This is a genomic window from Marichromatium sp. PS1 (genome assembly GCF_041155115.1).
GTDB lineage: Bacteria > Pseudomonadota > Gammaproteobacteria > Chromatiales > Chromatiaceae > Marichromatium > Marichromatium gracile.
In genome coordinates, this window is the sequence record NZ_BAAFHB010000004.1 from 1 (window position 1) to 21,662 (window position 21,662).

At 69.4% G+C, this 21,662-nt stretch carries 22 protein-coding genes; 17 read left to right on the forward strand and 5 right to left on the reverse strand.

The features are described from left to right. The 5 genes from ACAM26_RS09130 to ACAM26_RS09150 form a co-directional block, all read right to left on the reverse strand. Window positions 1–183: DUF3391 domain-containing protein (locus ACAM26_RS09130; RefSeq protein ID WP_369613489.1), on the reverse strand; the 183-nt coding region annotated here is incomplete at its 3' end. A gap of 125 nt (window positions 184–308) precedes the next feature. Next, on the reverse strand, window positions 309–488 hold the full coding sequence (locus tag ACAM26_RS09135; protein ID WP_123141915.1) for a hypothetical protein: 180 nt from the start codon (window positions 486–488) through the stop codon (window positions 309–311). A gap of 72 nt (window positions 489–560) precedes the next feature. Then, window positions 561–866, reverse strand: coding sequence for a DUF4342 domain-containing protein (locus ACAM26_RS09140; RefSeq protein ID WP_123141913.1), 306 nt, complete (start codon window positions 864–866; stop codon window positions 561–563). Between the two features lie 60 nt (window positions 867–926). Beyond that, window positions 927–1,361: a YchJ family protein gene (locus tag ACAM26_RS09145; protein WP_369613490.1), complete on the reverse strand. Its 435-nt coding sequence runs from the start codon at window positions 1,359–1,361 to the stop codon at window positions 927–929. Then, the gene (locus tag ACAM26_RS09150) at window positions 1,349–2,338 is read right to left on the reverse strand and encodes a serine/threonine protein kinase (RefSeq protein WP_369613491.1); all 990 of its coding nucleotides are present in this window, start codon (window positions 2,336–2,338) and stop codon (window positions 1,349–1,351) included. Before ACAM26_RS09150 ends, ACAM26_RS09145 begins: the two co-directional genes overlap by 13 nt. 89 nt (window positions 2,339–2,427) lie before the next feature. Between ACAM26_RS09150 and ACAM26_RS09155 the strand changes: the two genes are divergently transcribed. The 17 genes from ACAM26_RS09155 (at window position 2,428) to ACAM26_RS09235 (ending at window position 21,661) form a co-directional block, all read left to right on the forward strand. Further along, window positions 2,428–3,357: a metallophosphoesterase gene (locus ACAM26_RS09155; RefSeq protein WP_123141547.1), complete on the forward strand. Its 930-nt coding sequence runs from the start codon at window positions 2,428–2,430 to the stop codon at window positions 3,355–3,357. A gap of 69 nt (window positions 3,358–3,426) precedes the next feature. Next, window positions 3,427–4,830 carry a 3-isopropylmalate dehydratase large subunit gene (leuC, locus tag ACAM26_RS09160; protein WP_123141546.1) on the forward strand — a complete coding sequence of 468 codons (1,404 nt, stop codon included), beginning with the start codon at window positions 3,427–3,429 and terminating at the stop codon, window positions 4,828–4,830. Then, window positions 4,830–5,468, forward strand: coding sequence for a 3-isopropylmalate dehydratase small subunit (gene leuD / locus ACAM26_RS09165; RefSeq protein WP_005224567.1), 639 nt, complete (start codon window positions 4,830–4,832; stop codon window positions 5,466–5,468). Before leuC ends, leuD begins: the two co-directional genes overlap by 1 nt. An 85-nt stretch (window positions 5,469–5,553) precedes the next feature. Next, window positions 5,554–6,633, forward strand: coding sequence for a 3-isopropylmalate dehydrogenase (gene leuB / locus ACAM26_RS09170; RefSeq protein WP_123141908.1), 1,080 nt, complete (start codon window positions 5,554–5,556; stop codon window positions 6,631–6,633). Between the two features lie 99 nt (window positions 6,634–6,732). Continuing rightward, window positions 6,733–7,857, forward strand: a complete 1,125-nt coding sequence (asd, locus tag ACAM26_RS09175; RefSeq protein WP_123141906.1) for an aspartate-semialdehyde dehydrogenase — start codon at window positions 6,733–6,735, stop codon at window positions 7,855–7,857. Between the two features lie 130 nt (window positions 7,858–7,987). Next, on the forward strand, window positions 7,988–10,555 hold the full coding sequence (locus ACAM26_RS09180) for a FimV/HubP family polar landmark protein (protein ID WP_369613492.1): 2,568 nt from the start codon (window positions 7,988–7,990) through the stop codon (window positions 10,553–10,555). A gap of 111 nt (window positions 10,556–10,666) precedes the next feature. After that, window positions 10,667–11,449, forward strand: a complete 783-nt coding sequence (gene truA / locus ACAM26_RS09185; RefSeq protein WP_123141542.1) for a tRNA pseudouridine(38-40) synthase TruA — start codon at window positions 10,667–10,669, stop codon at window positions 11,447–11,449. A 23-nt stretch (window positions 11,450–11,472) separates the two neighbouring features. Then, window positions 11,473–12,102, forward strand: a complete 630-nt coding sequence (locus ACAM26_RS09190) for a phosphoribosylanthranilate isomerase (protein ID WP_369613786.1) — start codon at window positions 11,473–11,475, stop codon at window positions 12,100–12,102. Beyond that, on the forward strand, window positions 12,083–13,333 hold the full coding sequence (gene trpB / locus ACAM26_RS09195; protein WP_123141903.1) for a tryptophan synthase subunit beta: 1,251 nt from the start codon (window positions 12,083–12,085) through the stop codon (window positions 13,331–13,333). The genes ACAM26_RS09190 and trpB overlap by 20 nt, the downstream gene beginning before the upstream one ends. Then, entirely contained in the window at window positions 13,330–14,172 is an 843-nt protein-coding gene (gene trpA, locus ACAM26_RS09200) for a tryptophan synthase subunit alpha (RefSeq protein ID WP_123141901.1), read from the forward strand. Before trpB ends, trpA begins: the two co-directional genes overlap by 4 nt. Next, the gene (gene accD / locus ACAM26_RS09205) at window positions 14,169–15,074 is read left to right on the forward strand and encodes an acetyl-CoA carboxylase, carboxyltransferase subunit beta (RefSeq protein ID WP_123141539.1); all 906 of its coding nucleotides are present in this window, start codon (window positions 14,169–14,171) and stop codon (window positions 15,072–15,074) included. The genes trpA and accD overlap by 4 nt, the downstream gene beginning before the upstream one ends. Before the next feature lie 2 nt (window positions 15,075–15,076). Beyond that, complete coding sequence (gene folC / locus ACAM26_RS09210) at window positions 15,077–16,351, forward strand: bifunctional tetrahydrofolate synthase/dihydrofolate synthase (RefSeq protein ID WP_369613493.1); 1,275 nt, start codon at window positions 15,077–15,079, stop codon at window positions 16,349–16,351. 105 nt (window positions 16,352–16,456) lie between these two features. Continuing rightward, window positions 16,457–17,062, forward strand: coding sequence for an SPOR domain-containing protein (locus ACAM26_RS09215; protein ID WP_369613494.1), 606 nt, complete (start codon window positions 16,457–16,459; stop codon window positions 17,060–17,062). 13 nt (window positions 17,063–17,075) lie between these two features. Next, a complete protein-coding gene (locus ACAM26_RS09220; protein WP_123141536.1) occupies window positions 17,076–17,561 on the forward strand; it encodes a CvpA family protein in 486 nt (161 codons plus the stop codon). Window positions 17,562–17,908: 347 nt separating this feature from the next. After that, the gene (purF, locus tag ACAM26_RS09225) at window positions 17,909–19,423 is read left to right on the forward strand and encodes an amidophosphoribosyltransferase (protein ID WP_123141535.1); all 1,515 of its coding nucleotides are present in this window, start codon (window positions 17,909–17,911) and stop codon (window positions 19,421–19,423) included. Next, complete coding sequence (locus tag ACAM26_RS09230) at window positions 19,401–20,630, forward strand: O-succinylhomoserine sulfhydrylase (protein WP_369613495.1); 1,230 nt, start codon at window positions 19,401–19,403, stop codon at window positions 20,628–20,630. Before purF ends, ACAM26_RS09230 begins: the two co-directional genes overlap by 23 nt. Then, window positions 20,627–21,661, forward strand: a complete 1,035-nt coding sequence (locus tag ACAM26_RS09235; protein WP_369613496.1) for a phosphoglycerate mutase — start codon at window positions 20,627–20,629, stop codon at window positions 21,659–21,661. Before ACAM26_RS09230 ends, ACAM26_RS09235 begins: the two co-directional genes overlap by 4 nt. Window position 21,662: the final 1 nt, after the last annotated feature.

Below are 21,662 nucleotides of genomic sequence, written 5' to 3' on the forward strand. Positions count from 1 at the left end.
GTCGAGCCCCTTGTCGGTGTCGATGTAGAGTTCGCGGATGCCGAGGCTGCGCACCTGCGCCAGGGACTGTTCGTCCTCGATCAGGAAGTCGTTGGGCACATAGGGGTGATCGGTCCAGCCGAAGTTGAGATCATGGATGTGCATCCCCGGGCGAAGCTGATCGATACGGATCTTTTTAATCATGCCGTCTTGCTGATTGTCCGTCGTGCCGGTACGAGCGCGTCGAGATCTTGCTGCTCGCTGGTTCGACGGACATCATACGATCAAACGCGCGCCCCGGGCAGTCCCGCCCCGGGCGCGCGGCGCGGTCAGTCGGCGCGCTCCGTCTGGCGTGTTGCGCCGGCTGCGGGGATGAGCTGCTCGGTGCGCAGGATCGTCTCCTTGGCCTCGCCGTTGATCCAGCGCTTCTCGCGTGGGTCGCGCACGGCATAGCGCCCGGTGCGCTTCTGGTAGATCACATAGTCCTCGGTCTGCTTGATCTGCTTCATCGTGAACCTCCGGTTTCTCGTTGATACAGATGGTCGGTCGCGGCCGCGGCCGGTGCCGCCGCGGCGGGGTGACTAGCGAGGGTCGTCGGGGTAGGGGCCGCGCGGCTGGCCCGGGTCGCGCTCGATCTCGATGCGGAACTGTGCGAGCAGCGCGGCGATGGCACCGAGCGCGGTGAGCACCGGGGCGATCAGGGTGAGCGCCGCGGCGACGCCGAGTCCGGCATTGAGCGGGACGTCGGTGAGGATCTGGCCGCTGGGGCGGCGCACGATCAGCCGTCTGACGTTGCCCTGGCGCACCAGTTCCTTGATCTTGTCGACCAGCGCGCCGCCGGCGACCGTGAATTCTTCGCGGGTCGGTCGTCGGTGATCGTCTCTCATGTCTGATTCCTCGGTGTTTCTGGCTTGGATGATCGGGGCCGGGCGATGCCCGGCGGTGTTTCAGTTCGTCGTGCGTGTCGCGGGAAAGGTTCCGTCGACATAGACCCAGTGTCCCTCGAGCCGGATGAAGCGGCTGCGCTCGTGCAGCCGATGTGCGCGACCGCCGATCTTGTAGCGGGCGACGAACTCGACCGTGCCCTGGTCGTCGTCGGGGCCGCCGGCGCTGCTGGCGAGGATGCGCAGTCCGAGCCAACGCGGTGGCGGATCGTCGGGGCCGAGATCGGTCGGGCAGTGTTCGGGGTGCCAGGTGGCGCGCAGATAATCGTACGCCTCCAGGGTGAAGGCGGTGTAGCGCGAGCGCATCAGCCGCTCGGCGCTCTCGGCGTGCGCCTCCCCGGCCAGATAAGGCCCGCAGCACTCCGCGAGCGCCTTGCCGCTGCCGCAGGGGCAGGCGCTCGTCTTCACCACGGGGCTTGGCGTGTTCAGGCGGGCCATAGTGGTCCGGCCTCCATGGCGAGGAGCTGCTCGCGCAGCTGGGCGATGTGCTGTTCCCAGTAGTGCGTGGTGGCGAACCAGGGGAAGGCGGCGGGAAAGGCCGGGTCCTGCCAGCGCCGCGCCAGCCAGGCGGCGTGGTGGATCAGGCGCAGGGTGCGCAGCGCCTCGACCAGGTGCAGCTCGCGCACGTCGAAATCGCAGAAGTCCTCGTAGCCGGCGAGCACGTCGGCGAGCTGTCGGCTCTGCTCGGCACGGCTGCCCGAGAGCAGCATCCACAGATCCTGCACCGCCGGGCCGCTGCGCGCGTCGTCGAAGTCGACGAAGTGCGGTCCGGCGTCGGTCCACAGCAGGTTGCCGCGATGGCAGTCGCCGTGCAGCCGGATCTCGCGTACCCGTCCGGCGCGCGCGTAGCACTCGGCGACCGCCGCGAGCGCGCTGGCGCTCACCTCGGTGTAGGTCTCGCGCAGCTCGGCGGGGATCCACTCTTGATCGAGCAGCAACGCGCGCGGGCCGGTGCCGAAGGCGTCGATGTCGAGTCGCGGGCGGTGCGCGAAGGGGCGGGTGGCGCCGACGGCGTGGATGCGGCCGATGAAGCGCCCGACCCACTCCAGCACCTCGGGGTCGTCGAGCTCGGGGTCGCGCCCGCCGCGTCTCGGGCTGACCGAGAAGCGGTGTCCGGCGAAGTGGTGCAGCGTCTCCCCCTTGATACGCAGCGGCGCGATCGCCGGGATCTCGCGCTCTGCCAGCTCGGTGGCGAAGTCGTGTTCCTCGGCGATCGCCGCATCGCTCCAGCGACCGGGGCGATAGAACTTGACCACCACCGGCGTGGTCTCGTCGAGACCGATCTGGTAGACGCGGTTCTCGTAGCTGTTGAGCGCGAGCATGCGCCCGTCGGGGACCAGGTCGACCGACTCGATGGCATCGAGGATGCGGTCGGGGCCGAGGTCGGCATAGGGTGTGGGATCGGTTGTATCCATGGCACGATTCTACGCGGATCGCCGCCCGCCCGGGGAGCACGATCGGAGATCCAGCCGCTGCTGCGCCGTTCCATGCCCGAGGAGTCCTGATGAAGATGCGTACGACACTGCTCTGTACCCTGCTGGCGCTGTGGCTGCCGCTCGCCGCGGGTGCCGCGCCCTGGCGGGTGTTCGCCGTCGGTGATCTCCCCTACGGTGGGTCCGAGCTGGCCGGGTTGCGGGCGCTGTTCACGCATGCCGCTGCCGAGGGCAGCCCCTTTCTGATCCATGTCGGTGACATCAAGAGCGGCTCGCAGCCGTGCACCGACGCCCAGCTGGCGGGGATCGCCGGGTTGTTCGCGGCACAGCCGGTGCCGGTGGTCTACACCCCGGGCGACAACGAATGGACCGATTGCCATCGTCTGCTGGCCGGCGGCCACGATCCGTTGCAGCGGCTCGCGCGGGTGCGCGCGCTCTTCTTTGAAGACCCCGCCGTGCTGCGGCTCGGGCAGCTCGGCGCCCGGGCCGCAACGCCCGACTATCCCGAACTCTACCGCTTCGTTCATCGTCGGGTGATGTTCGTCGTGTTGCACGTGGTCGGCAGTCACGATGGCGCGCGCCGGGCCGAGCCGCGTGCACAGGCCGAGTCGGCGGCGCGGCGTGCGGCCAATCGCGCGTTGCTGCGCGAGGCGGCCGACGCGGCCCGGGTGGCGGGACTCGATGCGCTGGTGGTGGTCTTCCATGTCGATCCGCTGTTCGAGCGCCGCCGCGCCCCGCGCGCGCTGGGCTGGGTGCGCGAGGCCCTCGCCGAGACCCTGGCGCGCTTTCCCGGGCCGGTGCTGGCGCTGCACGGCGACACCCACCGGCTGCGTCACGATCGACCGCTGCAGGGTGGGGCGGGTGACCGGCTGGTACGTGTCGAGGTGCCGGGGTCGCCCTCGATCGGTGGGGTCTGGATCACCATCGATCCGATCGCCGACGAACCCTTCCAGATCGAGCCGGTGTGGGCGCAAGGGCGTGATCTCGATGGTGAGAATTGAGTTTTACCCCTCAGCGGACTACTCTAGGGGATTCCCTTTTTCGCACCGTTCGCACCGAGGACAGAGTCTATGGGCGCCAGGACCCTCTACGACAAACTCTGGGATGAGCACGTCGTGCGCGTCGACGAGACCGGCACGGCACTGCTCTATATCGATCGTCAGCTGATCCACGAGGTCACTTCGCCCCAGGCCTTCGAGGGGCTGCGTCTGGCCGGGCGCCAGCCGTGGCGTACCACCGCGAACCTCGCGGTGCCGGATCACAACGTGCCCACCAGTGGCCGTGCCCAGGGCATCGCCGACCCGGTCTCGCGACTGCAGGTCGAGACCCTCGACGCCAACTGCGCCGAGTTCGGCATCCGCGAGTTCCCGATGTCCGACCAGCGCCAGGGCGTGGTGCACGTGATCGGTCCCGAGCAGGGCTTCACCCTGCCGGGTTCGACCGTGGTCTGCGGTGACTCCCACACCGCCACCCACGGCGCCTTCGGCGCCCTGGCCTTCGGCATCGGCACCTCCGAGGTCGAGCACGTGATGGCCACCCAGTGTCTGATCCAGCGCAAGTCGAAGTCGATGCTGATCCGCGTCGACGGCCAGCTCGGCGAGGGCGTCACCGCCAAGGACATCGTGCTTGCAGTGATCGGCAAGATCGGCACCGCCGGTGGCACCGGCTATGTCATCGAGTTCGCCGGCGAGGCGATCGAGGCGCTGACCATGGAAGGGCGCATGACGGTCTGCAACATGGCCATCGAGGCCGGGGCGCGCGCCGGGCTGATCGGCGTCGACGAGAAGACCGTGGAGTTCATGCGCGGGCGTCCGCTGGCCCCCGAGGGTGAGCTGTTCGAGCGTGCCGCCGCGCACTGGCGCACCCTGGTCACCGATCCGGGCGCCGCGTTCGACGAGGTCGTGGAGATCGACGCCGCCAGCATCGCGCCGCAGGTCACCTGGGGCACCTCGCCCGAGATGGTGCTCGACATCAACGGCCGGGTGCCGGATCCGGCCGCCGAGGCCGACGCGGTCAAGGCCGCCAGCATCCGTCGCGCGCTCGAGTACATGGGGCTCGAGGCGGGGATGGCGATTACCGACATCCGTCCCGACAAGGTCTTCATCGGCTCCTGCACCAACTCGCGCATCGAGGATCTGCGCGCCGCCGCCGAGATCGCCAAGGGCCGCAAGGTCGCCCCCGGCATCAAGCTGGCGATGGTGGTGCCGGGCTCGGGTCTGGTGAAAGAGCAGGCCGAGGCCGAGGGGCTCGACAAGGTCTTCGCCGAGGCCGGGTTCGAGTGGCGCGAGCCGGGCTGCTCGATGTGTCTGGCGATGAACGCCGACCGTCTGGAGCCGGGCGAGCGTTGCGCCTCGACCTCCAACCGTAACTTCGAGGGCCGTCAGGGGCAGGGTGGTCGCACCCACCTGGTGAGTCCCGCCATGGCCGCCGCCGCCGCGGTGACCGGGCACTTTGTCGACGTGAGGGAGCTGTGATGGAAGCGTTCAAGAACTTCACCGGCGTGGTGGCGCCGCTCGATCGGGCCAACATCGACACCGACGCGATCATCCCCAAGCAGTTCCTCAAGAGCATCCAGCGCACCGGCTTCGGTCCCTATCTGTTCGACGAGCTGCGCTATCTCGACCACGGCGAGCCGGGGATGGACTGCAGCAACCGTCCGCTCAACCCCGAGTTCGTGCTCAACGACGATCGTTACGCCAGCGCCGAGATCCTGCTCGCGCGCGAGAACTTCGGTTGCGGCTCCTCGCGCGAGCACGCCCCCTGGGCACTGGCCGACTTCGGCTTGCGGGTGATCCTGGCACCGAGCTTCGCCGACATCTTCTTCAACAACTGTTTCAAGAACGGCATCCTGCCGATCGTGCTGCCGGCCCCGGTGATCGACGCCCTGTTCGGCAAGGCGACCGGTCCCGAGGCGCTGCGCATCACCGTCGACCTGCCCGGTCAGACGCTGATCCTCGATGACGCCACCCGCATCGCCTTCGACATCGACGCCGGCAACAAGCACCGGCTGATCGAGGGGCTCGACGACATCGGCCTCACCCTGCAGGAGGTCGACACCATCCGCGCCTACGAGGAGCGCCGTCGCGCCGAGGCGCCCTGGCTGTTCATCTGACCCGGTCGCCCGCGCCGTCGCGGCGCGGGCGGGTCCTGACGGCCGCCGTTCGGGCGGCCATCGTCCAAGTATTCGGAGAAATCCCTTGAGCAAGAAGATTCTGGTTCTCGCCGGTGACGGTATCGGTCCCGAGATCGTCGCCGAGGCGATCAAGGTGCTCGACGCGCTGCAGGCCGAGGGCGCGATCGACGTGACCATGGAAGAGGCCCTGGTCGGCGGTGCGGCCTATGACGACTGCGGCGATCCGCTGCCGGCGGCCACCCTGGAGGCGGCCAAGGCCTCCGATGCGGTGCTGCTCGGCGCCGTGGGTGGGCCGAAGTGGGAGCCGCTGCATTTCTCCAAGCGTCCCGAGCGCGGTCTGCTCGGGCTGCGCGCCGGCCTGGGGCTGTTTGCCAACCTGCGCCCGGCCTTCCTCTACCCGCAGCTGGCCGACGCCTCCACCCTCAAGTCCGAGGTGGTCTCCGGGCTCGACATCATGATCGTGCGCGAGCTGACCGGCGGCATCTACTTCGGTGAGCCGCGCGGCGTCGAGACCCTGGAGTCGGGCGAGCGCTACGGCTACAACACCCTCTGCTACAAGGAGTCGGAGGTCGAGCGCATCTGCCGCGTCGCCTACGACATCGCCATGAAGCGCGGCAAGCGGGTGTGCTCGGTCGACAAGGCCAACGTGCTCGAGGTCACCGAGATGTGGCGCGAGGTGGCGATCGAGACCGCCGCCGACTACCCCGAGATCGAACTCTCGCACATGTATGTCGACAACGCCTCGATGCAGCTGGTGCGCGCGCCCAAGCAGTTCGACGTGATGGTCACCACCAACATGTTCGGCGACATCCTCTCCGACTGCGCGGCCATGCTCACCGGCTCGATCGGCATGCTGCCCTCGGCCTCGCTCAACGCCGAGGGCCAGGGCATGTACGAGCCGATCCACGGCTCGGCCCCCGATATCGCCGGTCGCGGCATCGCCAACCCGCTGGCCACCATCCTCTCGGTGGCGATGATGCTGCGCTACTCGCTCGACGCGGGCGAGGCGGCCGATCGCATCGAGGCGGCGGTCTCCAAGGTGCTCGATCAGGGCCTGCGCACCGGCGACATCATGTCCGAGGGCATGCGCCAGGTCGGCACCGCCGAGATGGGCGATGCGGTGGTCGCGGCGCTGCGCGCCTGAGCCGATCGCGCCGAACGCCGGTCGGGACGGAACGCGTCGGTATGCCGACGCGCCGCCCCGGCGGGCGAATCCAGATCAGATGACTGTGGGGTGAGAACAATGCAACGGGTTGGTTTCGTCGGCTGGCGAGGCATGGTGGGCTCCGTGTTGATGGAGCGGATGCGTGCCGAGGGGGACTTCGCGCACATCACCGAGCCGGTGTTCTTCTCCACCTCGCAGGCCGGGCAGCCCGGTCCCGATGTGGGGCGGGGCGCCCAACCGCTGCGCGACGCCGATTCGCTCGACGCGCTGGCGGAGATGGACGTCATCCTCAGCTGTCAGGGCGGCGACTACACCAAGCGCGTCCACCCGCAGCTGCGTGCGCGCGGCTGGGACGGCTACTGGATCGACGCCGCCTCGGCGCTGCGCATGGCGCCGGAGTCGACCATCGTCCTCGACCCGGTCAATCGCGAGGTCATCGACGCGGCGCTCGCCGCCGGTCGGCGTGACTTCGTCGGCGGCAACTGCACCGTCAGTCTGATGCTGATGGCCATCGGCGGGCTGTTCCGCGCCGGCGCGGTGGAGTGGGTCAGCGCCATGACCTATCAGGCCGCCTCGGGCGCCGGTGCACGCAACATGCGCGAGCTGCTGGCGCAGATGGACGCGCTGCACGAGTCAGTCGCGCCGCAGCTGGCCGATCCCGGCTCGGCGATCCTCGAGATCGACCGCGGCGTGACCGCGGCGATGCGGGACTCGGCCTTCCCGACCGAGAGTTTCGGGGTACCGCTCGCCGGCAGCCTGATCCCCTGGATCGACACCCAGCTCGACAACGGTCAGAGCCGCGAGGAGTGGAAGGGCCAGGCCGAGACCAACAAGATCCTCGGCATCGACCCCGCCGCGCCGCTGCCGATCGACGGGATCTGCGTGCGTATCGGCGCGATGCGCTGTCACAGTCAGGCGCTGACCATCAAGCTCTCGCGTGATCTCGAACTCGACGAGATCGAGCGCCTGATCGCCGCGGCCAATCCCTGGGCGCGGGTGATCCCCAACGAGCGCGAGCGCACCATGCGCGAACTCTCGCCGGCGGCGGTCACCGGGACGCTCGAGGTGCCGGTGGGGCGGCTGCGCAAGATGAACCTCGGTCCACGCTATCTCTCGGCCTTCACCGTCGGCGATCAGCTGCTGTGGGGCGCGGCCGAGCCGCTGCGGCGGATGCTCACGATCCTGCTCGCGCAGGGTGCCTGAAATCAAGGATGTTTGCTTGGTGCGCGTCGACCGATCGGATATAGTCGGGAGTCATTTCGTTCGGCCCGTCGGGAGTCGCTCGGGATCCGGCCGACGGATCGTCGCTGCACAAGGTGCATGAGGGAGGACGATGTCTCGCAATCTCACTCTGGCGTCGGTCCTGGCGCTGACCCTGGTCGTGACCGACGCGGGTGCGCTCGGGCTGGGAGGCCTGCAGACGTACTCGGCGTTGAACCAGCCCTTCCGGGGCGACATCGCGCTCATCGACGTCGACCCGGATACCCTGGATACGGTACGCATCGAGCTGGCGCCCGCCGAGGCGTTCAATCGGGCCGGGCTCGAGCGCTATCACTATCTCACCCAGCTCGAGTTCGAACCCGCGGTCAGCGAGGGCGGACTGCCGATCGTCCGGATCACCAGTCGGGAGCCGATCCGCGAGCCCTATCTCGACTTCCTGGTCGCGGCCACCTGGCCCGAGGGTCAGCTGGTGCGCGGCTATACCGTGCTCCTCGACCCGCCGGTGAGCACCCCGTCGCGTGCCCCGGCAGTCACCGCGCCGCGGGTCTCCGAGCGGCCCGCACGCACGCCGACGCCGTCGCGCGCGCCCCTCGAACAGACCGCGCCGAGTCCGCAGTCAGCGCCTGCCGCCATCGAGCTGCCCGAGGGCGTCGATCCCTCGGTCTTCCCCGTCCAGGTCGGCCCGGTCCCCGAGGGGATGGGGCTGTGGCAGTTCGCGCTCGAGTCCAAGTCCCAGGGGGCGAGCCTGGCGCAGACCGCGATGGCGCTCTATCGCGCCAACCAGGACGCCTTCATCCGCGGTGACATCAACCGTCTGGTCGCCGGCGAGACCCTGACCATCCCCTCCGCCGAGGAGCTGTTCGCACTCGATCCGGCGGCCGCGCAGACCGAGTTCCAGGCGGCGATGCGGGGCGAGTCGGTCAACCGCGCGCCCCTGGCGCCGCCACCGCCCGAGCCAGCGCGGCTGAGGATCGCCGGCGAGGTCGGCGAGATGCCCGGTGGTGACGACGAGGCGCAACCCGGCGGCACCTCATCGCCGGCGCGCTCGGCCGAGGTGGTGGCGCTCGAGCAAGAGCTGATGACGGTGATGCAGGCGCACGAGAGCGCCCGTCAGGAGACGCTGGAGCTGCGCGCGCACATCCGCGAGCTCGAATCCCAGCTCGTCGAGATCAAGGAACTGCTGCGCGCCCGCAATGCCGAGGTGGTGCGGCTGCAGACGGCGGCCACGACGGCGGTGGACGATGGCGACTCGACGGCCGCCGCCGAGCCGATGGCCCCTTCGGTCGTTGCCGCGCCCGAATCCGTGACCGAGCCCGCAGCGAGCGAGACGCCCGCGCCCGTGGTGAGCGAGCGGGAGGCGTCCACCGTCAGCGAGCCGGCGCCGAGCAAGTCGCCGCGCCAGTCGCCACCGCCAGTCGTCGAGCCGACGCCCGAGGCGTCCGACTCGCTCTGGCACGCGCTGCTGTTGCCGCTGGCCGGATTCGCCGCGATCGCCGCGCTCGGGCTGATCGGCTTTTCCTGGTGGTCCTCACGCCGGCGCCAGCGTGAGGACACCGAGCTGGTCTCGACCCTGGATATCGAGTCCGAGTTCGAGCCGCTCGACGTGCCGGCGCGTCGCACCGCCGAGCAGGACACCCGGATCAGCGAGGCGGCGGAGCTGTCGGCCCTGGCCGACGAGGATGCCTCGGGCTCGCCCTTCTCCTCGCTCACCCAGTTCGACTCGACCCTCGACGAGGCCGATCCGCTCTCCGAGGCCGATATCTATATCGCCTATGGTCGCTATGACGAGGCGGTGCGGCTGTTGCGCGGCGAACTCGATGCCGCGCCGGAGCGGATGGATCTGCGGCTCAAGCTCGCCGAGGCGTACTTCGCCACGCGCGATGTCGCGGCCCTGGAGGCGTTGCTCGAGGACGGTCGCGCCGCCGATGGCGAGCGCATCGATCCGACGGGGTGGCAGCGCCTGCTCGAGATGCACTCGGCCCTTGCCGCCGGCAGCGGTGCAGAGGCCGCGCCACCGTCGGCTGGCGATGTCGAAGCGGCGGGGCTCGACCTGCCATCGGCCTCGCAGGAGTCGATCTCCCTGCATCTCGAGGATGTCGCCGATCCGGCGCCCGCACCCTCCGAGGACAAGCCCCGGCCCGAGCCCGAGGCCAGGGACGATGACTTCGATCTGCCGCTGCTGTTCGACGACACCGATCTCGAGGAGCCTGCGGCGGCCAAGACACCGCCCCCCGCCCGTGGCGATGGCGCCGGTGGCGAGCGGATTGCGGCCTCGCGTCCATCCGCCCCCGAGGCGTCGCTCGATCCCGGCGCGGCCTCGAAGTCCGCCGCCGACGACTCCGAGCTGATGCTGACCCTGGAGGATCTCGACGGCTTCTCCGATACCGACCTGGCGCCGCAGAGCACGCCCCAGCCGCTCGCGCCCGAGTCCTCTGCCCGTCCCGCGGGCGGGGGCGAGGTCAAGCCGGTGGCCGATACCGACCCCAGCGAGTTCCTGCTCTCGCAGTGGGAGATGGACTCCGGGCTGTGGGACGAGAACGCCACCAAGCTCGATCTCGCCCGTGCCTATCTCGACATGGACGACAAGGAGGCCGCGCGCGGGATCCTCGAAGAGGTGATCGCCGACGGCCGCGAGGACCAGCGCCAGGAGGCTCGTCAACTCCTCGACAAGCTGGGGTGACGGGGCGCGCATGAAACGATCGATCGCCCCCGCGCGGCGGGGGTGGGACACGTCCGTGTCCCTGCAGCCATTCACAGGAGAGAGACCGGCGTGACGCCTGGACGAATCGTGATGGGCGTCGAGTACGACGGCTCTGACTTCCACGGCTGGCAGACCCAGGTCGGGGTGCGCACCGTGCAACAATGCCTCGAGGCGGCGATCTCGCGGGTCGCCGATCATCCGCTCGGCGTACAGTGCGCCGGGCGCACCGACACCGGCGTCCATGCCTTCGAGCAGGTGGTGCACTTCGACACCACCGCCTCGCGCAGCGAGCGCTCCTGGGTGCTCGGCACCAACGTCAACCTGCCGCCCGACGTGGCGGTGCGTTGGGCGCACCGGGTCGAGGGCGATTTCCATGCGCGTTTCAGCGCGGTGGCGCGCCACTATCGCTATCAGCTGCAGGTGCGTCGCACCCGCTCGCCGCTCGCGCGCAACCGTGCCGTCTGGGTCCACGACGCCCTCGACCTGGCGCGGATGCGCGAGGCCGCGCGCGCGCTGGTCGGCGAGCACGACTTCTCGAGCTTCCGCGCCGTGGCCTGCCAGGCCAAGAGCCCGGTGCGCCGGGTGCACTATCTCGAGGTCGACGCCGAGGACGATCTGGTGGTCCTGCGTATCGGTGCCAACGGCTTCCTCCATCACATGGTGCGCAACATCGCCGGGGTGCTGGTGGCGATCGGTCGCGGCGAGGCCGAGGTCGGTTGGACCCGCGAACTGCTGGAGGTCTGCGATCGTACCCGCGGTGGCGTCACCGCACCGCCCCAGGGGCTGTTTTTCGTGCGCGCCGACTATCCCGAACACTTCGCCCTGCCGCAGGCGGTGTATCGCACGCCGTTGCAGCGGCTGGCGGCGGACTGAGGCCCCGGGAGGTTTACGCCATGATCAGGACCCGGGTTAAGATCTGTGGGCTGACCCGCGCGGCGGACATCGACGCGGCGGCCGCCGCCGGCGCCGACGCCGTCGGGCTGGTGTTCCATCCCGACAGCCCGCGCGCCGTCTCCATCGCGCAGGCGCGCTCACTGTGCGAGCGGTTGCCGCCCTTCGTCACCGCCGTGGGCTTGTTCGTCGACGCCGACCCCGAGCGGGTGCGCGAGACCCTGCGCCAGGTGCCGCTGGAGCTGCTGCAGTTCCACGGCGAGGAGTCGCCCGAGTATTGCGCGGCCTTCGGGCGGCGCTGGATCAAGGCGGTGCGGATGCGCCCGGGTATCGTGCTCGAGGCGGCGCGCGCGCGCTATGCCGGCGGCGCCGGGCTGTTGCTCGATACCTATCGCGCCGGGGTCGCCGGGGGCACCGGGGAGCGTTTCGACTGGGCGCGGATCCCGCAGGCGCTGCGCGGCGAGATCGTGCTCGCCGGTGGTCTCGCACCGGACAACGTCGCCGCGGCGATCGCCGCAGTGCGGCCCTTCGGCGTCGACGTCAGTGGTGGCGTCGAGGCGTCGAAAGGGGTCAAGGATCACGCAAAGATTTCCGCCTTCATGACAGGGGTAAGAGATGGCGACAGATGCCGATAGCACGCGTCCGCTGAGCCAGCGGGCCGCCAGCCAGGGGCACTACGACCTGCCCGACGCCGATGGTCACTTCGGGCCCTATGGCGGTACCTTCGTGCCCGAGACGCTGGTCTATGCGCTCGACGAGTTGCGCGAGGCCTATGAGCGGTTTCGCGAGGATCCCGAGTTCCTCGCCGAACTCGACGCCGATCTGCGCGACTATGTCGGTCGCCCCTCGGCGCTCTATCACGCCAAGCGCTGGAGCCGCGAGCTCGGCGGCGCGCAGATCTATCTCAAGCGCGAGGACCTCAATCACACCGGCGCGCACAAGGTCAACAACACCATCGGCCAGGCGCTGCTGGCGCGGCGCATGGGCAAGACCCGGATCATCGCCGAGACCGGCGCCGGTCAGCACGGCGTGGCCACCGCCACGGTCGCCGCGCGGCTCGGGCTCGAGTGCGTGGTCTACATGGGTGAGGTCGACGTCGCCCGCCAGGAGGCCAACGTCTATCGCATGCGTCTGCTCGGCGCCGAGGTGGTGCCGGTCAAGTCCGGCTCGCGCACCCTCAAGGACGCGATGAACGAGGCGATGCGCGACTGGGTCACCAACATCGACAACACCTTCTACATCATCGGCACGGTCGCCGGGCCACACCCCTATCCGGCGATGGTGCGCGATTTCCAGACGGTGATCGGTCGCGAGGCGCGGGCGCAGATGCTCGAGCGTACCGGGCGCCTGCCCGATGCCCTGGTCGCCTGTGTCGGCGGCGGCTCCAACGCCATCGGGCTGTTCCACCCCTTCCTCGGCGACACCTCGGTGGCGATCTATGGGGTTGAGGCCGGCGGCGAGGGTATCGCCACCGGCCGTCACGCCGCGCCGCTGTGCGCCGGCACCCCCGGGGTGCTGCACGGCAACCGCACCTATCTGATGGAGGACGCCGACGGCCAGATCATCGAGACCCACTCGATCTCGGCCGGGCTCGACTATCCCGGTGTCGGCCCCGAGCACGCCTGGCTCAAGGACTGCGGCCGTGTCAGCTATGACGCGGTCACCGATGCCGAGGTGATCGACGCCTTCCACCACCTCACCCGCACCGAGGGCATCATCCCCGCGCTCGAGTCCAGCCATGCGCTGGCCTATGTGCAGAAGATCGCTCCCGGGATGCGCGCCGATCAGAGCATCCTGGTGAACCTCTCCGGGCGCGGGGACAAGGACATGCACACGGTCGCCAAACTCGATGGGTTGACGCTATGAGCCGGATCTCGACACGTTTCGAACAGCTGCGCGCGGCGCATCGTACCGCGCTGATCCCCTTCATCACCGCCGGCGACCCGCGTCCCGAGACCACCGTCGAGCTGATGCACGCGATGGTCGCAGCCGGCGCCGACCTGATCGAACTGGGGGTGCCGTTCTCCGACCCCATCGCCGACGGCCCGGTGATCCAACGTGCCACTGAGCGCGCCCTCGCGCGCGGTGTCTCGCTCAGCGACGTGCTGGAGATGGTGCGCCAGTTCCGCGAGCGTGATGCCGATACCCCGGTGGTGGCCATGGGCTATCTCAACCCGATCGAGGTGATGGGCTACGGGCGCTTCGCCCGCGCCGCCGCCGCGGCCGGGCTCGACGGCGCGCTGATCGTCGACGTGCCCCCGGAGGAGGGGCATGAGCTGGTCCAGGCGCTGCGGACCGAATCGGTCGATCTGGTGTATCTGCTGGCGCCGACCTCGACCGAGCGGCGGATCTCGCGCATCGGCGAGGTCGCCTCGGGCTTTGTCTACTACGTCTCGGTCAAGGGTGTGACCGGGGCGGCCAACCTCGATGTCGACGAGGTGGCCGCCAAGGTCGAGACCATCCGCGCGCGCATCCCGCTGCCGGTTGGTGTCGGCTTCGGCATCAAGGACGGCGAGACCGCCGCGCGGGTGGCCGCCGTTGCCGACGCGGTGATCGTCGGCAGCGCCATCGTCAAGCAGATCGAGGCGCTGGCCGAGACGCCCGAGGCGATTGCGCCGACCATTGGGGACTTCATCGCCGAGCTGCGTGGCGCCATCGACGCTGCCGACGCGGCCGCCAACCGACCCGAGCAGGTAACATCGTGAAGCAGGCAGTCGACAAGAGCAAAAGCTGGTTCGAGAAACTGGTCACCAGCCGCATCCGCACCGAGGCGAGCAACAAGCGCGCCGTGCCCGAAGGCGTCTGGGCCAAGTGTCCGGGCTGTCAGGCGATCCTCTATCGTGCCGAGCTCGAGCGCAATCTCGAGGTCTGTCCCAAGTGCAACCATCACAACCGTCTCACCGCGCGCAAGCGTCTCGAGGCCTTTCTCGACCCCGACTCGCGTGAGGAGATCGGCGCCGAGCTCGAGTCGCTCGATCCGCTCAAGTTCAAGGACCTGAAGAAGTACAAGGATCGCGTCGCCCAGGCGCAGAAGCAGAGCAGCGAGAAAGAGGCGCTGATCACCATGCGCGGCGAGCTCAAGGGCGAGCCGATCGTGGCCAGCGCCTTCGAGTTCAAGTTCATGGGCGGTTCCATGGGCTCGGTGGTCGGCGAGCGCTTTGTGCGCGGCGTGGAGGCGGCGATCGAGCAGTCCTCGCCCTATGTCTGCTTCTCCGCCAGTGGCGGCGCGCGGATGCAGGAGAGCCTGTTCTCGTTGATGCAGATGGCCAAGACCAGCGCGGCGCTCGGGCGCATGCGCGAGCGTGGACTGCCCTTCGTCTCGGTGCTCACCGACCCGACCATGGGCGGCGTCTCGGCCAGTCTGGCGATGCTCGGCGACATCAACATCGCCGAGCCCGGCGCGCTGATCGGCTTTGCCGGACCGCGGGTGATCGAACAGACCGTGCACGAGAAGCTCCCCGAGGGCTTCCAGCGCAGCGAGTTCCTGCTCGAGAAGGGGGCGATCGACATGATCCTCGATCGTCGCGATCTGCGCGAGCGGCTCGCCGACCTGCTGGCGATCCTCGGCCACCGGCCGCGCTACTGCCGTACCGTGGTGCCGGTCTGACGATGCGCTTCGACACCCTTGAGGCCTGGCTCGACTGGCAGGCCGCGCTGCACCCGCGGACGATGGAGCTTGGGCTCGATCGGGTCCGCGCGGTGTGGCGGCGTCTCGAGCACGGTCCCTTCGCCTGCCCGGTGATCTCCGTCGCCGGCACCAACGGCAAGGGCTCCTGCGTGGCCATGCTCGAGGCCACCGCGCTGGCTGCCGGTTATCGCTGCGGCACCTACGGCTCGCCGCATCTGGTGCACTACAACGAGCGTATCCGCATCGACGGCGAACCGGTCGACGACGCCGCGCTGATCGGCGCCTTCGACCGTATCGACCAGGCCCGGGGCGAGATCTCGCTGACCTATTTCGAGTTCGCCACCCTGGCCGCGCTCGATCTCTTCGCGCGCGCCGGGCTCGATCTGGTGGTGCTCGAGGTCGGGCTCGGCGGACGGCTCGATGCGGTCAACCTGATCGATGCCGATGTCGCCGTGGTGACCTCGATCGGGCTCGACCATACCGATTGGCTGGGCGAGAGTGTCGATGACATCGCCCGCGAGAAGGCGGGGATCTTCCGTCCCGCTCGCGCCGCGGTGATCGGTCAGCGCGACGCGCCGGCGGCCCTGCGCGAGGCCGCGCTCGGCTGCGGCGCGCGTCCGCTGCAGCTGGGTGTGGAGTTCGACCGTCACGGCGCCGAGGCCGGCTGGGAGTGGCAGGGCCCCGATGGTCGCCGTCACGCGCTGCCGTTGCCGGCGATGCGCGGCGAGTTCCAGCGCGACAACGCCGCCGCGGCGATCACCGCGCTCGATGCCCTGCGCGAGCGCCTGCCGATCCCGCGCAACGCCTTGCGTCAGGGGCTCGGGCGCGCCCGCCTGCCGGGGCGCTTCCAGGTGTTGCCGGGGACGCCGAGCCATATCCTCGATGTCGCCCACAACGCCCAGGCCGCCGCCGCGTTGGCCACCAATCTGCGCGCTTTCGCCAGTCGTGGTCTGGCGGTGCGGGTGGTGTTGGCGATGCTCGCCGACAAGGAGCCGGAGGCGCTGTTTGCGGCGCTCGCCGATCAGGTCACGCACTGGTACCTGACCGAGACCGACGATGCCCGCGCCATGGCGCGCGAGACGCTGCGCGCGCGTCTGGGTGCGGCCGGACTCGCCGCCGAGGACTGTAGCCTCTGCGCCGATCCGGCGGAGGCGCTGGCGCGCGCCGATGCCGCCAGCGAGGGCGAGGACTGCGTGCTGGTGTGTGGATCCTTCACCACCGTCGGGGCGGCGCTGCGGGTGCTCGGGCACGGCTGATATACTCTCGCCAGGGCGGGCGTCCCGGCCCGCTCCTCGGCCGGGAGTGCCATTCGAGTCATCACGCAGCCGGACGGCTGCGTTCGCTATCGTGGGTGAAGTGTCATGCGTGAAGGTGCCAAGAGACGATTGACAGGGGCGGTGGTAATCGTCGCGCTGGTGGTGATCTTCGTGCCCATGCTCTTCGAGCAACCACCGCTGACCCCGCCCGAGCCGATCCCCGCCGCGATCCCCGAGCAGCCGCCCTTTGCCGATCGCTTCCGCTCCGAGTCCTATCTGGCACCCGACGAGGACGTCGACGAGGTCATCGCGCCGAGGCCGCTGCCCCAGGTCCAACCTCAGGCTGCCTTCCAGACGCCGCGGGAGTCTGTGCCGGAGCCGGAGCCGATGCGCCAGTCCCTCCCGCAGCCCGAGCCTGCGCCGAGCGTCCAGCCCCGTCCAGAGCTGCGTCAGCAGCAGGCGCCGGCCACGCAGTTGCCCTCCTGGGTGGTGCAGGTCGCCAGCCTCGGGACCGCCGCCGGCGCCGCCGAGCTCGAGGCGCGGTTGCGCGCCGCCGGCTACTCGGCCTTCGTCGAACAGGCCGAGGTCAACGGCAAGCGCTACTACCGCGTCCGCGTCGGTCCCGAGATCGATCGTGTCGATGCCGAGCGCGCCGCGACCATGCTGCGCGATCGCCAGGGGCTCGAGACCCTGATTCAGCGCTACCCCTGAGGCCGCATCGGCGATGACCGGGGTCGACCTGGCGTTGCTCGGCCTGGTGCTGTTCTCGGCCTTGATCGGCCTCGCCCGGGGCCTGATCCGCGAGTCGTTCTCGCTCGGCGCCTGGGTCATCGCCCTGCTGTTCGCCTGGACCCAGCACCGCGCATTCGCCGCGGTACTCGCCGACTGGGTCGCACAGCCGGCCCTCGCCCTGGCGCTGGCCTTCGCGCTCTTGCTGGTCGTGGTGCTGCTGCCCGGCGCGGTGCTCGGCGCCATCCTCGGGCGCCTCACCGAGAGGGTCGGCCTGGCGCTGCCGGATCGTCTGCTGGGGCTGGTGTTCGGCACGCTGCGCGGGGTGCTGATCGTGGCGTTCGCGGTATTCCTCGCCGCTCTGACCCCATTGCCAGAATCTGCCTGGTGGCAGGATTCGAGCCTGATCGGCGGCCTCGAGGGCATCGCCCAGCGTATCCTCGAGCGCCTGCCGGCCTCGCTCGGCGCCCGCTTCGGGTGAGGGCGGGACCAGCTACCAGCCGCCAGTCGCCAGTCGCCAGCCGCCAGTGGGGATGGGTGGCGCCCATATGGCGGCAGTGGCTGATGTCTTGCGGCGACGACGGGAGGAACAACGCCTACTGGAAGCTGGTGGCTGACGGCTGGTAGCTAATAGCGTTTCCCTTCGCGTTCTTCGCGGCTTTGCGGTTCAATCCGCTGGCCGCTGGCGGGCTTGGAATGCGCCCTCCGGCCCCGATCTTGGGCGTTGTGGGTTGCGGGGGCAGGGCGTATCGGGTAATTTCGATCGTTTCCATTCCACCCAATTTCGGTTGTCGTCATCCTCCGTGGCGGCAGACGCGCGAGGACCTCATGTGCGGGATCGTCGGCATCGTCGGTAAGGGCCCTGTTAATCAGTCGCTTTACGACGCGCTCCTAGTTTTGCAGCACCGCGGCCAGGACGCCGCCGGTATCGTCACCTGCGAGGGTGGGCGCTTGCACCTGCGCAAGGACAACGGACTGGCTCGTGACGTGTTCCGTACCTCGCACATGATCCAGCTGCGTGGCGACATGGGCGTGGGGCACGTGCGCTATCCCACCGCCGGCGCCTCCAGTTCGGCCGAGGCCCAGCCCTTCTACGTCAACTCGCCCTACGGCATCGTGCTCGCGCACAACGGCAATCTGACCAACGCCGATGCGCTCAAGCGCGACCTGTTCGTCGACGATCTGCGCCACCTCAACACCGACTCCGACTCCGAGGTGTTGCTCAACATCTTCGCCCATGAGCTGCAAAGCCAGGGCAAGCTGAACATCGAGGAAGAGGACGTCTTCCAGGCCGTGGCCGGGGTGCACCGGCGCTGTCGCGGCGGCTATGCGGCGGTGGCGATGATCCCGGGCTTCGGCGTGCTCGGCTTCCGCGATCCGCACGGCATCCGTCCGCTGGTCTACGGCTATCGCGAGACCGCCGATGGTCACGAGTACATGATCGCCTCGGAGAGCGTCGCGCTCGATACCAGCGGCTTCAAGCTGATCGGTGATGTCGCCCCCGGAGAGGCGGTGCTGATCACCCTCGACGGCAAGCTCCACACCCATCAGTGCGCCGCCGAGCCGGTGCTCTCGCCCTGTCTGTTCGAGTTCGTCTATTTCGCCCGCCCCGACTCGATCATCGACAACATCTCGGTGCACAAGGCGCGTTCGCGGATGGGCAAGAAGCTCGCGACCAAGATCAAGCGCGAGTGGGGCGATCATGACATTGATGTCGTGATCCCGGTGCCCGACACCAGTCGCACTGCCGCGCTGCAGCTGGCCAACCATCTCGGCGTGCCCTATGCCGAGGGCTTCATCAAGAACCGCTATATCGCCCGGACCTTCATCATGCCGGGGCAGAAGGTGCGCAAGAAGTCGGTGCGCCAGAAGCTCAACGCCATCGATCTGGAGTTCCGCCGCAAGAACGTGCTGCTGGTCGACGACTCGATCGTGCGCGGCACCACCTCGCAGCAGATCATCCAGATGGCGCGCGATGCCGGTGCCAACCGGGTCTATCTCGCCTCGGCCGCGCCGCCGGTGCGCTACCCCAACGTCTACGGCATCGATATGCCGGCGGCCAGCGAGCTGATCGCTTCGGGTCGCACCGAGGCGGAGATCTGTGCCGAGCTCGGCGCCGACGGCCTGATCTTCCAGGATCTCGAGGACCTGATCGACGCGGTGCAGAAGAAGGGCAAGAGCCATGTCGATCGCTTCGATACCTCGGTCTTCGACGGCAACTATGTGACCGGGGACGTGACCCCGGAATACCTCCGCGCCCTCGAGGCCAATCGCAACGACGGCGCCAAGGAACAGCGTTCAGCGCGCAGCGAGAGTGTCATTGACCTGCACAACTCAGTCTGATCCGGGTCTCCCGGAGGAGTCGGCTGGCGCCACGGCGGCGCCGGGCTTTGCCACGCGTGCGGTACGCGCCGGTCAGCGGCGCACGCCCGAGGGCGAGCACGCCGAGCCCATCTTCACCACCTCGAGCTTCGTCTTCTCGAGCGCGGCCGAGGCCGCCGCGCGCTTCGCCGGTGAGGCCGAGGGCAACATCTATTCGCGCTTCACCAACCCCACGGTGCGGACCTTTGAGGAGCGGCTGGCCGCGCTCGAAGGAGGCGAGTGTTGCGTCGCCGCCGCCTCCGGGATGGCCGCGATCCTCGCGCTCTGTCTCGGGACCCTCGAGGCCGGGGATCACGTGGTGGTTTCGCGCAGCGTGTTCGGCAGTACCAGCTCGCTGTTCAGCAAATATCTCGCCCGCTTCGGGGTGGCGACGACCTTCGTCCCGCTCTCCGATCCCGCCGCCTGGGAGGCGGCGATCGGGACGAAGACGCGGATGCTGTTCTGCGAGACGCCCTCGAACCCGCTCACCGAGATGGCCGATCTGCGCGAGCTGGCCGAGATCGCACATCGAGGCGGCTGCCGGCTGGTGGTCGACAACTGCTTCTGCACCCCGGCACTGCAGCGTCCGCTCGAACTCGGGGCCGATGTGGTGGTGCATTCGGCGACCAAGTATCTCGATGGTCAGGGGCGCTGTGTCGGTGGCGCCGTGGTCGGTGATCGCAAGTTGGTCGGCGAGGCGGTGTTCGGCGTGATGCGGACCGCCGGCCCGACGATGAGTCCGTTCAACGCCTGGGTCTTCCTCAAGGGGCTCGAGACGCTCGAGCTGCGGATGCAGGCGCATACACGCGCCGCCGAGCAGCTCGCCCACTGGCTCGACGACCATCCGGCGGTGGCGCGGGTCCATTACCCGGGGCTGCCCCGGCATCCCCAGCACCATCTGATCGGCACCCAGCAGCGCAGCGGCGGCGGTATCGTCTCCTTCGAGGTGCGCGGTGCGCGCGCCGAGGCCTGGCGGGTGATCGACTCGACGCGGATGATCTCGATCACCGCCAACCTCGGTGATGCCAAGACCACCATCACCCATCCGGCGACCACCACCCACGGTCGACTCAGTGCCGCGGAGCGCGCCGACGCCGGTATCACTGAGTCGCTGCTGCGGGTCGCGGTGGGGCTGGAGTCGGTGGCCGACATCCAGGCCGACCTGGCGCGAGGGCTGGCGGTGTCGTGACGGCCCTGGAACTGATCTGCCCGGGACTGCTCGGCCCCCTGCCGCTACGTCCCGAGCCCTTTCCGATACTGCCCAATCTCGACCGTCTGCTGGCACGTGCGAGTGTCGTCGACGGGGTTGCCAGCGATCCTTTCGCCGCGCTGTTCGCCGCCTTCGGCATCGCCGCCGAGCCAGGCTGTGATCTGCCCAGTGCGCCCTTGTGTCTGCTCGGCGACGCCCCCGAACTGCTCGCCGGAGAGGGCGCTGCCGCTTACTGGCTGCATGCCGATCCGGTCTACCTGCGCCCGGACATGGAGCGGTTGCGGCTCTTCGAACTCGAGCGCTTCGCACTCGACGCCGAGGAGGCCGCGGCGCTGGTGGCGAGCTTCAACGATCACTTCGCCGACGACGGACTGGAGTTGGTTGCGCCGACCCCGCAGCGCTGGTATCTACGCCTGGCGCGGCCGCCCGCGCTGCGTACCACGCCGCTCTATCGGGTGATGGGCGAGGCGCTCAGCCCGGATGCGATCAGCGGCGACGATGCGCTGGCCTGGAACCGGCTGCTCAACGAGGTGCAGATGCTGTTCTTCGCCGATCCGGTCAATCGCGCCCGCGAGGCGCGTGGCGAGCCGGTGGTCAACGGACTCTGGCCCTGGGGCGGGGGACGGCTGCCGGCGGCGCCGGGGCGCGGTCCCGGTCTGGTGGTGGGCGAGCATCCGCTCACCCACGGGCTGGCACACTGGGCCGGGGTGGGGCACCGCACCCCGGCCCAGTGGTTGCAAGACCCGGCGCTCGGCGAGCGGGGTGTCCTGATCTATGACGAGAGCCCCTGGCGGGCGCTGCACGGGCGCGATCTTGGCGCCTGGTCCGATGCCCTGGTCGCCTGTGATGCCGCGCTCGCCGCGCCGCTGCGCGCGTTGCGTCGGCAGCGCTGGTCGGAGGTCGTGCTCGATCCCTGTGCCGGGACCCGCTATCGCACCTCGGGCTGGGGGCTGTTGCGCGGGTGGCGTCGGCGCGGGTTGCGCGCGCACTGCCGGCTCGCCCGGCGCTGAG